Below are 13519 nucleotides of genomic sequence, written 5' to 3' on the forward strand. Positions count from 1 at the left end.
GACTCGTCCCGGCCGATGAGTTTGGACAGTTGTGTCGGTCCTCTGAGGTAAACAGACCGATGTCCGTGCCGGGGCAGCCTGGGGGTTGCGCGGCGAGTGCGAGCAGGAAAACGAAGAGGTAGCAAGACGATGTCAGCTGTGACCCAAAAACGACCGGCCAGATCGGCCGGCCGCACACCCGCCGTGGTGCGGCTGCTGGTGCTCGCCACCTTCGTGGTCATCCTCAACGAGACCATCATGCTGAACGCGATCCCGCGGCTGATGGAGTCGTTGCACGTGACCCAGCAGTCGGCGCAGTGGGTGTCCACGGCCTTCATGCTGACGATGGCCGCCGTGATCCCGACGACCGGCTGGTTCCTCCAGCGGTTCACCACGCGCCAGGCGTACGCGGTCGCCATGGGCGTGTTCCTGGCGGGAACCGTGATCTCCGCGATCGCGCCGACGTTCCTGGTGCTGTTGCTCGGCCGGATCGTGCAGGCGTCGGGTACCGCGGTGATGATGCCGCTGTTGATGACCACCCTGATGACCGTCGTGCCCGAACAGGACCGCGGCCGGGTGATGGGCAACGTCATGCTCGCGATCTCGGTGGCGCCCGCGCTCGGGCCCACAGTGTCCGGGTTCATCCTGCAGATCGGGTCCTGGCGGCTGCTGTTCGTGGTGGTGCTGCCGATCGCGGGCCTGATCGCGTACTTCGGCCTGCGCAAGATGACCAACATCGGCGAGCCGCAGGTCAGCTCGATCGACTGGCTCAGCGTCGCGGTAGCGGCACTCGGCATGGGCGGCGTGGTGTACGGCCTGAGCCTGTTCGGTGAGAACGAGATCGGCCTGGGCATCACCATCGCGGCCATCGGCGCGGTGCTCGTCGCGCTGTTCGCGTTCCGCCAGGTGAAGCTGCAGCGCACCAACTCGCCGCTGCTCGACCTGCGCACCCTGGGCCACCGCACCTTCCGCATCTCGTTGATCCTGCTGTCCATCGGGTTCCTCGCGATGCTCGGCGCGATGTTCCTGCTGCCGCTGTACCTGCAGAACCTGCGTCACCTGAGCCCGTTGCTGACCGGTCTGCTGCTGATCCCGGGTGGGCTCGCGATGGGGCTGCTCGGACCGGTCTTCGGCAAGGTCTTCGACCGGTTCGGCGGGCGCGTGCTGGTCGTGCCCGGCGCGCTCGGCTCGCTGCTCGCCCTCGGCGGGTTCACCCTGTTCTCGCTGACCATGCCGTACTGGCAGATCCTGGGCCTGCACATCCTGCTGATGGTGAGCCTCGCGGCGATGTTCACCCCGATCTTCACGATCGGCATGGGCGCGCTCCCGGCCCACCTGTACTCGCACGGCAGCTCGATGCTCGGGGCCCTTCAGCAGCTCGCGGGCGCGTTCGGTACCGCGCTCACGGTGACCCTGTTGTCCACGCGTGCCACCCAGCAGATGTCGGAAGGTGTCGCCGTCGACGCGGCGCAGCTGAGCGGGATGAAGCTGGCCTTCGGAGTGATGGTCGTCTTCGCGGTGGTCACGCTCGCGCTGACGTTCATGCTGCCCAACCGGCCTGACACCAGCGAAGAGGGCAGCCCGGCCATGGCTCACTGACCGCGGTCGACCGCGCACGCTCCGGCGGTTCGAATCTGTCGTCATCACGCCAGGTGAACCAGCCCGGTGACCAGAACAGGTCACCGGGCTGTTCTCTCTGTGCCGCTGTGTCCGGCCAGCCGAGCCGGAACAACCAGCACAGCCGGAGCGAGCAGCCACGTCCAGTGACAGACTGTCAACCCTCCGTCGCCCACTGGCCAGTGCGGCGGCGCTAGGTTGCCTGTGAGCAGCGAGTCAGCGACTTCGGAGGACGCCTCGATGAGCCAGAGCCAGCCCGACTACATCCCGCGCGCCTTTCCTGTCTCAATCAAAGGCGTGGTCGTGCGAGACGGAAAAGTGCTGCTGCTCAAGAACGACCGGAACGAGTGGGAACTGCCTGGGGGCCGGATCGAACTCGACGAGACACCCGAAGAGTGCGTCGCACGTGAGATCACCGAAGAGACCCAATGGAAAGTGACCACCGGGCCGATCCTCGATACATGGATGTACTACATCGACGTGGCAGAGAAGCACGTGTTCATCGTGACCTACGGCTGCTACGCGAATGGCGACACAGAGCCGGTGCTTTCCCATGAGCACAAGGAAATTGGCTTGTTCGCCGAACACGAAGTGGCCACTTTGACCACCACGCGGGTACGTGGCTTCCGGGCATCATTGCCTACGCGCACCCGTGAAGCACAAGAACTCGACAACGCGCTGGACGCCCTCTACGAGCAGGAGATTCAGTGACCAGACTGGCCGTCACAGGACACCGCGAACTGCCTGCTCGGACCGCAGAACTGGTCGCCGCTGGTCTGTCGGCCGAGGTCGCCAAGCACGCCGGACCTGATCTTGTCGGCCTGTCCTGCATCGCTGACGGCGCGGACAGCCTCTTCGCGCAGACCGTGCTCGACGCAGGCGGTTCGCTGGTCGTCATTGTGCCAGCCAAGAAATACCGCGACGGCCTTCCGGGGTCGCATCAAGCCACCTACGACGGCCTGCTCTCCCAAGCCGTACGGATCATCGAACTCGACCACATCGAGCCCAACTCCGACGCTTACATGGACGCCAGCCTGCGCATGCTCGACGAAGCAGACGAACTCGTCGCCGTATGGGACGGACAACCAGCCCGCGGCTACGGCGGCACCGCCGATGTCGTCACTGCCGCCCGCGAACGCGGCCTCACCGTCGCCGTCATTTGGCCGGACGGTGCCGTACGAGACTGACGTGTCCGCAAGTCATCCGCGAGTCGTGGTCCTGCGTACGACGGACCATGCGTCGGCGTAAGAGTCAGGTTTTCCGCCGAGCGCGGCTTGTGCGCACGCCGCGCCCTGGTCTCGTAGCGACTGTGCCACGGTCGTGAGGCCGAGTCGTTGTGCTACGGCCGCGTCGTCCCATCCGGAGACAGTCATGTCGTCGGGAATGACGCGGCCGGCGGCGTGCGCGGCTCGGACGACGCCAGCTGCTTGCTCGTCGCTCATTGCCGCGATCGCGTCCGGCGGTTCGTCGGACGCCAGCAGGGTCGCTGTGATGTGCTCGGCCTCGGTCACGTCATTGCGTGCGCACACCGCGACGACCACGTCGTGCCATGCGATACCCAACTCCTCGGCGGCTTGCCGGTAACCCTCCAGCCGGTGCCGCGTCACCGCGAACAGCGCGCTCGACGGGGCGACCCCTGGGGTAATCGTGCTGATCCGTTCACGCGACAACGGGCAACTCACCACCGCCGGACGTTGGGCGCCCGCGAACACCACGAGTCCCACCGCGTAGGCGGCTGCCCGGTTGTCGATGGTCACCAGGCCCATGCCGCGTACCGCCGGGCCGCCGTGCACCACTGCCGGTCGTTTCGTGGCCCGCACGGCCGCGATGATCGGGTCGTCGTCGGCAGTGGTCCACACGATGAACCCGTCGACGGCCGCGTCCCGGACCCGGGTGACGTCATCCGCGGCGCCCGTGATCGGCACGATGGTCACGCCATATCCGTGACCAGCGCAGACGTCCGCGATTCCGGCCAGGAACGACACCGCCTGCGGGTCGTCGAACGCGTAGCTCAGGTGCTCCCCCAGCACGACTCCGAGTGTGCGGGTGCTGCCGCGCCGCAATGATCGGGCACTGGGATCCGGTCCGGCGTATCCGAGCTGGGCCGCGGCGGCGAGCACCTTCGATCGTGCCTGGTCGGACACCCGGTTGGGCTGGTTGTACGTGTAGGACGCGGTCATGACCGACACACCAGCCAGTTCGGCCACTTGTGCGAGGGTCACGCGCTTGGATCCCATGGCGGCGAGCCTAGATGTGTATCGTTACACATATGGGTGGACCTGTCCTCGGCGCGGCGCGTCCGATGATCGTCTCGGCCTACGTGGCCTTCGCCGCTTTCGGGGCGTTCTGGGGGCTGTGGGGCGCCGCCGTGCCGAGCGTCCGGGACCAGGCGGGGATCAGCGCCGGACAACTCGGCTTCGCCTTGTTGTTCATCGGCGCCGGTGCGCTGCCCGCGATGGTGGTGATGGGCAAGGCACTCGATCGGTGGGGGCTGCGGCTGACAGCCGTGACCACCGGCGCGCTCGGCCTGGTGGGCATCGGGCTCGCACTGACCGCGGTGGACCTGGTGAGCCTGTGCGTCGGCCTCGCCGTGGTCGGCGCGACGAGCGGTGCGGGCGACGTGGCCATCAACGCGCTCGCGGGACGTGCCGAAAGGATCGCCGGGCGGCCGGTGATCATCCGCGCCCACGGGGTCTTCTCCAGCTTCGTGGTCATCGGCAGCCTCGCGACCGGGGTGGCGGCGGAGCTCCCGCTCGTCGTCTCGTTCGTCGCGGTCGCAGTCATCGCGTTGGCGGCAGGAGCGGTGTTGCTCAGGCTCGTCCCCGCGCACGCCACCGCATATGGCCACACAACGACGACACCGGTGCCGACAGCGCTGTGGCGAATCACCCCCTTGATGATCATCGGGGTGCTCGGCGCGCTGGCCTTCGCCGCCGAGAACGCGCACCAGAGCTGGAGCGCGGTCTTCGCCCGTGACGAACTCCAGTCCAGCGCCGGGTTGAGCGCTGTCGCGCCCGCCGTGTTCGCCGCGACGGTCGCGATCACGCGTTTCATCACCGGCGGTCTCAAGTCCGTGAACGCCCGCACGGTTCTGCTCGTCGGTGCGTCGGCTGCCGCGACCGGCACGGTGGTGATCGCCGCCGCTTCCACGTTGTTCGTTGCGGCACTGGGTCTTGCGGCAGCCGCGGCGGGCACGGCGGTGCTGTTCCCGACGATCGTCAGCGTCGTGTCCCGCAACGTCGACGAGTCACACCGGGGCCGCGCGACCTCGGTCGTGACAACCGTGGCCTATCTCGGTTTCCTGCTCGGCCCGGTGTACGTCGGCCTGTGGGCGGAGGCCGTGGGCATGCGGGGCGCGATGCTTTCGGTCGCGGCCCTGTCCGTCGCCCTGTTCGCCCTGACGCCGATCCTGCTACGCCTCAGCGGTTTCGAACGACGACGGCGTGCTCACCACGCGGCACCAACTCTCCGATGACGGGCGCTCCCGGGATTTCCCCGGCCAGCAGCAGACCACCGGAGGTCTGCGCGTCGGCGAGCAGCAGCGCCTCGGACTCGTCCACGGCGGTCAGGTCCGTGTGCGGCCGGACCCAGTCGAGATTCCGTTTCGTGCCGCCGCTGAGGTAGCCGTCGCGCAGCGCCTGCCTGGCGCCGTCCAGGTAGGGCACCGCGGCGGCGTCGATCACGGCGGTGACACCGCTGGCCCTGGCCAGTTTGTAGGCGTGGCCGAGCAGGCCGAAGCCGGTCACGTCCGTCGCGCACGTGATCCCGGCGGCCAGCGCCGCCAGGGACGCGGTGTCGTTCAGTGTGACCATTGTGGCCACGGCGTGGTCGAACACCTCACCGGTCGCCTTGTGCCGGTTGTTGAGCACGCCGAGGCCCAACGGCTTGGTCAGCGACAACGGCATCCCAGGCCGACCGGCGTCGTTGCGCAGCAACCGATCCGGGTCGGCGGTTCCGGTCACGGCCATGCCGTACTTCGGTTCCACGTCGTCCACGCTGTGCCCGCCGCCGACGTGGCAGCCCACCGATCGGGCGATGTCGTAGCCGCCACGCAGTGCCTCCGCGGCGAGTTCCAACGGCAGGACGTCACGCGGCCACGCCAACAGGTTCAGCGCGACAAGCGGCATTCCGCCCATGGCATACACATCGGACAACGCGTTGGCGGCCGCGATCCGCCCCCAGTCGTAGGGATCGTCGACCACAGGCGTGAAGAAGTCGGTGGTCGCGACCACCGCGACACCGTCACGCAGCCGGACGACGGCGGCATCGTCCCCGCTGTCGAGACCGACCAGCAGGTCGTCGGCCGGTCCGTGCAGACCTCGTACCACCTCTTCGAGTTCACCCGGCGGGATCTTGCAAGCACACCCGCCCCCATGCGCGTACTGTGTGAGCCGGACCGTCATACGGTCATAGTGGCATGACTCGAGGAGGCGTTTCCGGTCTGGTGGTCGGCACAGTCTTCAAAACTGTTGAACGGCAGTACCTGTCGTTGGCGGGTTCGATTCCCGTCCGCCTCCGCCACAATCCATTGAGGACACCCGGATGACCGACCCGCGCAGGCGCGTCCCCCGCACGGACGCGCTGCTCGCCGACCCCCGCCTGGCCGCCGCGACGCGGGAGCTGGGCGGCGCGCTGGTGAAGCAGGCGATCGTCGAGGCGCAACAACGAGCCCGGAACGGCGAGATCCCGCCGGACGCGGTCGCCGACACGGCAGTGGCCAGCCTGCCCGGGAACGCGACCAGCCTGCGTGCCGTGATCAACGCGACCGGCGTGGTGGTGCACACGAACCTGGGCCGTGCGCCACTGTCGGACGCGGCCCGCGCGGCCCTGATCGCCGCCGCCGGATGCACGGATGTCGAATTCGACCTGGCGACCGGGCAACGCGCCCGGCGCGGGCGCGCCACGATCGCGGCGCTCGCCGACGCGGTTCCCCAGGCCGGTGCCGTGCACGTCGTGAACAACAACGCCGCCGCACTGTTGTTGTGCGGGCTCGTGGTGGCCGCCGGGCGGGAGATCGTCGTCAGCCGGGGTGAGCTGGTGGAGATCGGCGACGGGTTCCGGATCCCCGAGCTGCTCGCCGCGTCCGGCGCGACTCTGCGCGAAGTGGGCACCACCAACCGGGTCCACCTGCGCGACTACGCCGAAGCGGTCGGCGAGGACACCGGGTTCGTGCTGAAGGTGCACCCGTCGAACTTCCGGGTCACGGGGTTCACCCACGAGGTGGGTGTCGCGGAGCTGGCGACGCTCGGGCCGCCTGTGGTGGTGGACATCGGTTCCGGACTGTTGCGGCCGCATCCACTGCTGCCGGACGAGCCCGACGCGGCGACAGCGCTGGCACACGGCGCCTCGCTCGTCACGGCCAGCGGCGACAAGCTCCTCGGTGGGCCGCAAGCCGGGTTGTTGCTCGGCGACGCTGGGCTCGTCGAGCGACTGCGCAGGCATCCGGCCGCACGGGCGATGCGGGTCGACAAGCTGACGCTGGCCGCGCTCGAGGCCACGGTGCGCGGTCCTGAGCCGCCTGTCGCGGCGATGCTCGCCGCCGATGTCGAGCGGCTGCGTGCACGGGCCTGGGCGCTGGTGAAACGGCTCGATGTGGCTGAAGTCCAGGACACTGTGTCGGCGGTCGGCGGCGGTGGCGCGCCAGGCGTCGAACTGCCGAGCGTGGCCGTGAGCCTGCCCAGCCACTACGCCGAAGCGTTGCGGCGCGGGGCGCGGCCGGTTGTCGGCCGGGTCGAGCGTGGGCGCTGTCTGCTGGATCTGCGGACTGTGCACCCGGATGAGGACGACGCGCTGGTCGACGCGGTGCTGGCATGCACGTAGTCGCCACCGCCGGCCACGTCGACCACGGCAAGTCCACGCTGGTGCGCGCGTTGACCGGCCGGGACCCGGACCGCTGGGCCGAGGAGCGGCGCCGTGGCCTCACGATCGGCCTCGGGTTCGCGTGGACGACGTTGCCCGGCGGCGATCCTGTCGCGTTCGTCGACGTGCCCGGCCACGAGCGGTTCGTCCCGACGATGCTCGCCGGAGTCGGCCCGGTGCCCGCCGTCCTGTTCGTGGTCGCCGCGGACCAGGGCTGGCAGCCGCAGTCCGCCGAGCACCTCGCCGCGCTCGACGCGCTCGGCGTCCGGCACGGACTGCTCGTGATCACCCGCTGCGACCTGGCCGATCCCGGCCACGCCAGCGAGCGGGCACTGGCGGAGCTGCGCCGCACGTCGTTGCGCGACACCCCGGTCGTCCACGTCAGCGCCGCGACGAGAGCCGGATTGGACGAGCTGCGACACGCCCTGGACCGGTTGTGTGCCGCGCTTCCCACGCCGGACGAGGACGCGGACGTGCGGCTGTGGATCGACCGAACGTTCAGCCTGCGCGGGGTCGGCACGGTCGTCACCGGGACCCTGGCCGCGGGCACCATCCGAGTCGGCGACGAGCTGACGCACCGGGTCCGTGGCCTGCAGTCGATGGAGCAGGACACCGACGAGGTTCGGGCGGTGGCCCGGGTCGCGGTGAACCTGCGCGGAACCGACCGCGAGGGAATCCAAGCCGGGGACGCGCTCACCACGCCCGGCGCGTGGACGAGGACAGCGGAGATCGACGTCGCGCTGGCAGTCGAGACACAGCGGGAACTGCATCTGCACATCGGTTCCGCCGATGTCGCGGTGACCGTGCGGCGGCTCGGCCCGCACAGTGCCCGGCTGCGGCTGGCCCGCGCGTTGCCGTTGCGGATCGGTGACCGCGTCCTGCTGCGGGATCCCGGTCTGCGTGTCATCGTCGCGGGCGCCGACGTTCTCGACCTGCACCCGCCCAAGCTGGTCCGGCGGGGCGACGCGCGACGGCTGGACGCCGAGCTGGCCGAGTTGATCGGCAGGCCGCTGTCCGTCGTCGCGGATCGCCTGCTGCACCGCAACGGCTTCATGGCCGAGCACGAGTTCCGCATGAACGGCCTGCCTGTCACGGGAACCCAGGTCGGTGCCTGGCGGGTGCATCCGGCGAGATGGCGGTGGCTCCTCGAACGGGTGCCGACCGTGGTCGACCGGTGGTGCGAGGCGAATCCGTTGCGCGTGAAGGGCATCCCGGTGGACGCGGTGGCCAGGGAGCTCGACCTGCCGGTCGGCATCGCCACACCGCTCGCCCAGGCGGCCGATCTGCCCATTGTGGATGGTCACATACCAGGACGAGCACTGCTTCCCCGTGCGGTCGAACTGGCGCTGGCCACGCTCGCCGCCGACCTGGCGACCAAGCCGTTCGCCGCCCCGACCGCCGACCGGTTGGACGAACTCCGCCTGGGGCGGCGGGAGCTGGCTGCCGCGCACGCCGTCGACCGAATTCTCCTGCTGCCCGGCGGGATCGTGCTGATGCCGGGCGCACAACGACAAGCGGCCGACATCCTCGCCGCGCTCCCCCAGCCTTTCACCGTCAGCCAGGCCCGCCGCGCGCTGGACACGTCGCGGCGAGTCGCTTTGCCGTTGCTGCAACTACTCGACCAGACCGGCGTCACCGAACGCCTGGACGGCGACCTGCGCACGACCGTTACTGCGTGAACTGGTCGACGTACTCGCCCGTCGGCGGGATGGGCTGGATGACGTCGACCAGCACACCGTTGGGGTCGGCCACGATGAAGTGCCGCTGCCCGAACGCCTCGCTGCGCAGCGACAGCACCTCGGTCAGTCCCGCGCCGTCGACGAGCCTGCGGCGTTCGGCGTCGACGTCGTCCACCTCGAAGTTCAGCAGCAGGCCTTGCACCCGTGTGCCGTACCCGCTCGGGATGGTCGAGTGGGCCGGGTCGAGGATCGCCAGTTCCCAGTCGCCGCGCTTCAGGCTGACGTACCAGTCGGCCTCAAAGGTGAGCTCGAAGCCGAAGTGGTCTCGGTAGAAGTCCCGCGTCTCGGCGACCCGATCGGTCATCACGACGGGATAGAAGCTGGTCAGTGCCATGGTGCCCCCCTTGCAAGAAACATACCGACGGTCGGTTTGTTACGTCGAAGATAGGAAACCGACCGTCGGTATGTCAAGATGCCGAGGTGCCCCGCACCAAACAGCAGCAGCGCGAAGAAACCGTCCAGGCGCTGAGCGCCACCGCCCGGCGCCTGTTCGCGGCACACGGCTACGGCAATGTGGGGCTGGAGACCATTGCTCAAGCCGTCGGTGTCAGCAAAGGAGCGCTCTACCACCACTTCAGCAGCAAGGCCGACTTGTTCCGGCACGTGCTGGCCGACGTGCAGCACGACGTCGGCGAACAGGTCGCCCGCGCTGCCGACGCGGAAACCGATCCGTGGCAAGGACTGCTCGCCGGGTGCCGCGCGTTCCTTTCCGCCGCGACGGATCCGGAGGTCCAGCGGATCATGCTGGTCGACGGTCCGGCCGTGATCGGCTGGCAGGACTGGCGGGCCCTGGACAAGGAGTCCTCCGCACGGCACCTGGCCGAGGCGCTGACCGCACTCGTCACCGACGGGATCATCGCGGACAAGCCGGTCGAGCCGATGGCGCGCCTGCTGTCCGGCGCGATGAACGAGGCGGCCGTGTGGCTGGCCCACTCGCCCGACCCGGCAACGGATCTCGCCGCAACGATGGCCGCCCTGGAACCGATGATCGAGTCCCTGCGTACCTGATCGTTCAGCTATTCGGGGGACGGCGGGAACTTCAGGTCCGGCGCCGCCAGCGGCGCGTGGGGGTCCAGTTCGAAGCCGCCCGCGCGCAGCGTGTCGTCCAGGATGCTCCACACCCACCGGGTGAGCAGGGCGACGAACTCGTCGTGGCCGATCCGCTGGGGATCGGCGAGCCACTGCGCCGTGCAGGCGTCCACGAGTCCCACCACACCGAAGGCGACCGGCCCCGCGACCCGGGTGTCCATGCCGAACATCGCCAGGTAGTGCTCGAACAACCTGGTCAGGTGGTTGCCGATGGCGGTCTTGACGTCGGCGCTCGCGTTCGGACCGTCCCCTGCGGACAACGCGTGCATACTGAGGTACCGGTACAGGTACTGGTTCTCCGACAGCCAGCGGGTGTGGCTGCCGACCGCGGAGCGGATCATCTCCATCGGGGTGCCGTGCAGGTTCCACAGTGGCGCCAGATCGGTGTGGATCAGCTGCATCGCCCGCTCGGCGATGGCGCCGTGCACGTCCGCGGCGTCAGTGAAGTGCTTGTACAGCTGGGTTCGGGCGACACCGGCTTCCTGTGCGATCAGTTCGGTGGACACCCCGGGGCCGCGCTCGGCGATCACGCGCAACGCGGCTTCGACGAACTCCCGGCGACGCCGTTCACGCTGACCCGCCCAGCGTTTCGCGCGGCCGTCCGCGGAACCGGGATGTGCCGACGAAGGCATACCCAGAGTTTACCGTTCACTCGATAATTGATACATCCGTGTACCTGATACAGTCCTGTACTCGTTACCGCGAGTCTGGCCGATACGGGGAGACGGAGGCCGGCGCGATGTCGAACGCCGCCTACGAAGACGCGTCGGATGTGGCGCTGCTCAACGCAGTGCGGACGGGCGACCAGAGTGCCTACGGGACGCTGTTCCGCAGGCACGCGGGATCGGCGCGGCTGATCGCAGGCCAATGGCTGCAAGGCCCGGCGGAGCAGCACGACCTCGTCGCGGAGGCGTTCGCCAACGTCCTGGCCGCCATCCGCGGCGGCAACGGACCACGCGACAACGTGCGCGCATACCTGCTGGTCACCATGCGGCACTTGGCAATCAAGTGGCGACGCCACCGCGACCAGGTCGACTTGTACGGCACAGTGCCAGAAAACGGGCCAGAAAACGGGCCGGAGAACCACGGGATCCTGCACGGCACCACGGCCAGGGCGGACGAGATCGTGCAGCGGCTGTGGAACCAGGACCTGGCCTGGTCGGCATTCCGCAGCCTGCCGCCACGCTGGCGGATGGTCCTGTGGCGGACGGAAGTGGAGTCGGCCTCCCCCGCCGACATCGCCCCCGTCCTGGGGATCACGCCCAACGGCGTGGCCGCGCTGGCGATGCGCGCACGTGAAGGCCTGCGCCAGGCCTACCTCCAGGCACAGGTTCCCGCTACGAACAACCAAGCCTGCCAGCGAACACGGCACCAGATGGGCACGTGGACGCGCGGTGGCCTGCCACACCAGCGCGCCCGGCCGATCACCGAACACCTCGCCGGCTGTGTCGACTGCCGTGCCGTGGCCAACCACCTCGCCGACGCCAACCGCGAACTGCGACCACGCAGACAGGGCGCCGCGAAGGCGTTCACTCTCTGACATCTCTCATCACACCAACGAGTGAGTACTGCCATGACCGCACCTGTCCCGGACAACACCACGGCGATCCTGAACGAGTTGGTCAGCGAATGGCGGCTGGTATGGGAAAGCGCCGGCGAGCCCGAGTCGAACGGTGAGGACTCCGCCTAACATCCTGACCGTGGAATGGGAGTGGGACGAGAAGCTGTACGCCGGAAGCGCCGTCCATTACGGCATCGGCCGAATGCCCTATCCGGACGGCCTCGCCGATGCCGTCCGCGACGAACTCGGGCTCGACGGAACCGGGCGGCTGCTGGATGTCGGCTGCGGTCCCGGTTCGCTGACTGTGTTGCTGGCGCCCATGTTCGCCGCCGCGACGGGTGTCGACGCCGATCCCGGCATGATCGCCGAGGCACGGCGCCGAACCGCGGGGACCGCCATCGACTGGCGGCGGTTGCGTGCCGAGGAACTCCCCGCGGACTTGGGGACATTCCGGGTCGTGTCGTTCGCGCAGTCGTTCCACTGGATGGATCAGCCACTGGTCGCCCGCCGGGTTCGCGGCATGCTCACCCCGGACGGGGCCTGGGTCCACGTCGGTGCCACCACCCATCGCGGCACCACGGAGGCAAGTGACGGCACCGCTCACCCGCATCCCGTTCCACCGTGGGACCGGATCGACGAGTTGGTCGCCCGCTATCTGGGGCCGGTTCGCCGGGCAGGACGCGGCCTGCTGCCGCATGGCACTCGTGGTGGTGAGGAGGATGTCATGCGGCAGGCGGGGTTCACCGGCCCTGCCCGGGTCACCATCGATGGGGGACGTGTCGCCGAGCGCACTGTCGACGAGATCGTCTCGGCGGTGTTCTCACTGTCCAGTTCGGCGCCGCACCTGTTCGCCGATGGCCTCGGCGCCTTCGAAACGGATCTGCGCCACCTCCTCGGCGAAACGTCCCCCGACGGACGCTTCGCCGAGCGGACCAGCGCCGTCGAGATCGTCATCTGGCGACCGTGACGGTGGCGTCGGGCACGATCACGGCCTTCGCTAGGTCCGCCAGTAGTGCTGGTTGTCGTTCTCGATGAAGCCGTTGCCGATGAGCACGCCCAGCAGGAGGGCGGGTTTGCCGTGCCAGGCCTTGAGGACCTCGTCGACCTCGAGCCTGCGGTACATGACGCCCGGCTCGAAGCCGGACGCGATGTGTTCCAGCACGATCATCCATTCGTGGCGGGTGGCCGGGAAGTACGCCAGCCGCCCGTCGCGGCAGAACCGGTCCAGCACCTCCGCACGCTCAGCCTCCGGGTCGGCCGAGGTGCGCATGGTCGGCAGCGGTGCCGCCGACAGCTTGTGCGCGAGGACGTCGGCGTCGGCCCAGCGGTCCGGGACCTGGACGAACTGCGCACCCGGTTCCCAGTCCGGTGGCCGATACTCGGGGTGGGACCACGGGTGGCCCGCCGCCGCCCATTTCGCACGGACTTCCCACACACCGTCCAGTGTGGTGTCCGCGTAGCCGAACTGGGTGCCGCAGCAGAGGCAGATGTCCTGGGAGCCCGTCCCGCCATCCCATGTCGGGGATTCGTAGTGGAACCCGCAGACACGGCAGGTGTACTCCCGGTGAGGATGATCATCCGCCATGCGGCCAGTGTAGATCGGATGCCGCACCCCCGCCGATGACCGGAACGAGCCAAACCGCCCGGTCAGTTTCGGTCGAAATCTTGACCTGGG

Annotated in this window: 14 protein-coding genes and 1 tRNA gene; 10 read left to right on the plus strand and 5 right to left on the minus strand. The window is 68.9% G+C overall.

The window, feature by feature from the left end; translation table 11 throughout:
- The first annotated feature begins 129 nt into the window (after window positions 1-129).
- The 3 genes from ALI144C_RS20250 to ALI144C_RS20260 all read left to right on the plus strand — a co-directional run bounded on the left by ALI144C_RS20250 (window position 130) and on the right by ALI144C_RS20260 (window position 2783).
- Window positions 130-1578 carry an MDR family MFS transporter gene (locus ALI144C_RS20250; protein WP_076988663.1) on the plus strand — a complete coding sequence of 483 codons (1449 nt, stop codon included), beginning with the start codon at window positions 130-132 and terminating at the stop codon, window positions 1576-1578.
- Window positions 1579-1836: 258 nt separating this feature from the next.
- The gene (locus ALI144C_RS20255; RefSeq protein ID WP_076988664.1) at window positions 1837-2307 is read left to right on the plus strand and encodes an NUDIX hydrolase; all 471 of its coding nucleotides are present in this window, start codon (window positions 1837-1839) and stop codon (window positions 2305-2307) included.
- On the plus strand, window positions 2304-2783 hold the full coding sequence (locus ALI144C_RS20260) for a hypothetical protein (RefSeq protein ID WP_076988665.1): 480 nt from the start codon (window positions 2304-2306) through the stop codon (window positions 2781-2783). The genes ALI144C_RS20255 and ALI144C_RS20260 overlap by 4 nt, the downstream gene beginning before the upstream one ends.
- Window positions 2784-2795: 12 nt before the next feature.
- On the opposite strand, the gene ALI144C_RS20265 is transcribed toward ALI144C_RS20260, so the two are convergent.
- Entirely contained in the window at window positions 2796-3833 is a 1038-nt protein-coding gene (locus tag ALI144C_RS20265) for a LacI family DNA-binding transcriptional regulator (protein ID WP_076988666.1), read from the minus strand.
- 32 nt (window positions 3834-3865) lie between these two features.
- On the opposite strand from ALI144C_RS20265, the gene ALI144C_RS20270 reads away from it, so the two are divergent.
- A complete protein-coding gene (locus tag ALI144C_RS20270; protein WP_076988667.1) occupies window positions 3866-5071 on the plus strand; it encodes an MFS transporter in 1206 nt (401 codons plus the stop codon).
- Here the strand turns inward: ALI144C_RS20270 and selD are convergent.
- Entirely contained in the window at window positions 5016-5999 is a 984-nt protein-coding gene (gene selD, locus ALI144C_RS20275; RefSeq protein ID WP_076988668.1) for a selenide, water dikinase SelD, read from the minus strand. The two genes, ALI144C_RS20270 and selD, sit on opposite strands and share 56 nt — an antisense overlap.
- 23 nt (window positions 6000-6022) lie before the next feature.
- Here selD and ALI144C_RS20280 point away from each other — a divergent pair.
- The 3 genes from ALI144C_RS20280 to selB all read left to right on the plus strand — a co-directional run bounded on the left by ALI144C_RS20280 (window position 6023) and on the right by selB (window position 9134).
- Window positions 6023-6117 (plus strand) — tRNA-Sec (locus ALI144C_RS20280).
- Window positions 6118-6138: 21 nt separating this feature from the next.
- On the plus strand, window positions 6139-7416 hold the full coding sequence (gene selA, locus ALI144C_RS20285) for an L-seryl-tRNA(Sec) selenium transferase (RefSeq protein WP_076988669.1): 1278 nt from the start codon (window positions 6139-6141) through the stop codon (window positions 7414-7416).
- Window positions 7407-9134, plus strand: coding sequence for a selenocysteine-specific translation elongation factor (selB, locus tag ALI144C_RS20290; RefSeq protein ID WP_076988670.1), 1728 nt, complete (start codon window positions 7407-7409; stop codon window positions 9132-9134). The genes selA and selB overlap by 10 nt, the downstream gene beginning before the upstream one ends.
- Here the strand turns inward: selB and ALI144C_RS20295 are convergent.
- Window positions 9124-9528, minus strand: a complete 405-nt coding sequence (locus ALI144C_RS20295; protein WP_076988671.1) for a VOC family protein — start codon at window positions 9526-9528, stop codon at window positions 9124-9126. The two genes, selB and ALI144C_RS20295, sit on opposite strands and share 11 nt — an antisense overlap.
- An 86-nt stretch (window positions 9529-9614) precedes the next feature.
- Between ALI144C_RS20295 and ALI144C_RS20300 the strand changes: the two genes are divergently transcribed.
- Entirely contained in the window at window positions 9615-10202 is a 588-nt protein-coding gene (locus ALI144C_RS20300) for a TetR/AcrR family transcriptional regulator (protein WP_076988672.1), read from the plus strand.
- 8 nt (window positions 10203-10210) lie between these two features.
- On the opposite strand, the gene ALI144C_RS20305 is transcribed toward ALI144C_RS20300, so the two are convergent.
- Window positions 10211-10915: a TetR/AcrR family transcriptional regulator gene (locus ALI144C_RS20305; protein WP_076988673.1), complete on the minus strand. Its 705-nt coding sequence runs from the start codon at window positions 10913-10915 to the stop codon at window positions 10211-10213.
- A 107-nt stretch (window positions 10916-11022) separates the two neighbouring features.
- Here ALI144C_RS20305 and ALI144C_RS20310 point away from each other — a divergent pair, with 107 nt between their 5' ends.
- The gene (locus ALI144C_RS20310; RefSeq protein WP_076988674.1) at window positions 11023-11823 is read left to right on the plus strand and encodes a sigma-70 family RNA polymerase sigma factor; all 801 of its coding nucleotides are present in this window, start codon (window positions 11023-11025) and stop codon (window positions 11821-11823) included.
- Between the two features lie 160 nt (window positions 11824-11983).
- On the plus strand, window positions 11984-12811 hold the full coding sequence (locus tag ALI144C_RS20315) for a class I SAM-dependent methyltransferase (protein WP_237774231.1): 828 nt from the start codon (window positions 11984-11986) through the stop codon (window positions 12809-12811).
- 30 nt (window positions 12812-12841) lie between these two features.
- On the opposite strand, the gene ALI144C_RS20320 is transcribed toward ALI144C_RS20315, so the two are convergent.
- Window positions 12842-13429, minus strand: a complete 588-nt coding sequence (locus ALI144C_RS20320) for a DUF2087 domain-containing protein (protein ID WP_143230744.1) — start codon at window positions 13427-13429, stop codon at window positions 12842-12844.
- Window positions 13430-13519: the final 90 nt, after the last annotated feature.

Source organism: Actinosynnema sp. ALI-1.44 (assembly GCF_001984155.1).
Classification (GTDB): Bacteria; Actinomycetota; Actinomycetes; order Mycobacteriales; family Pseudonocardiaceae; genus Kibdelosporangium.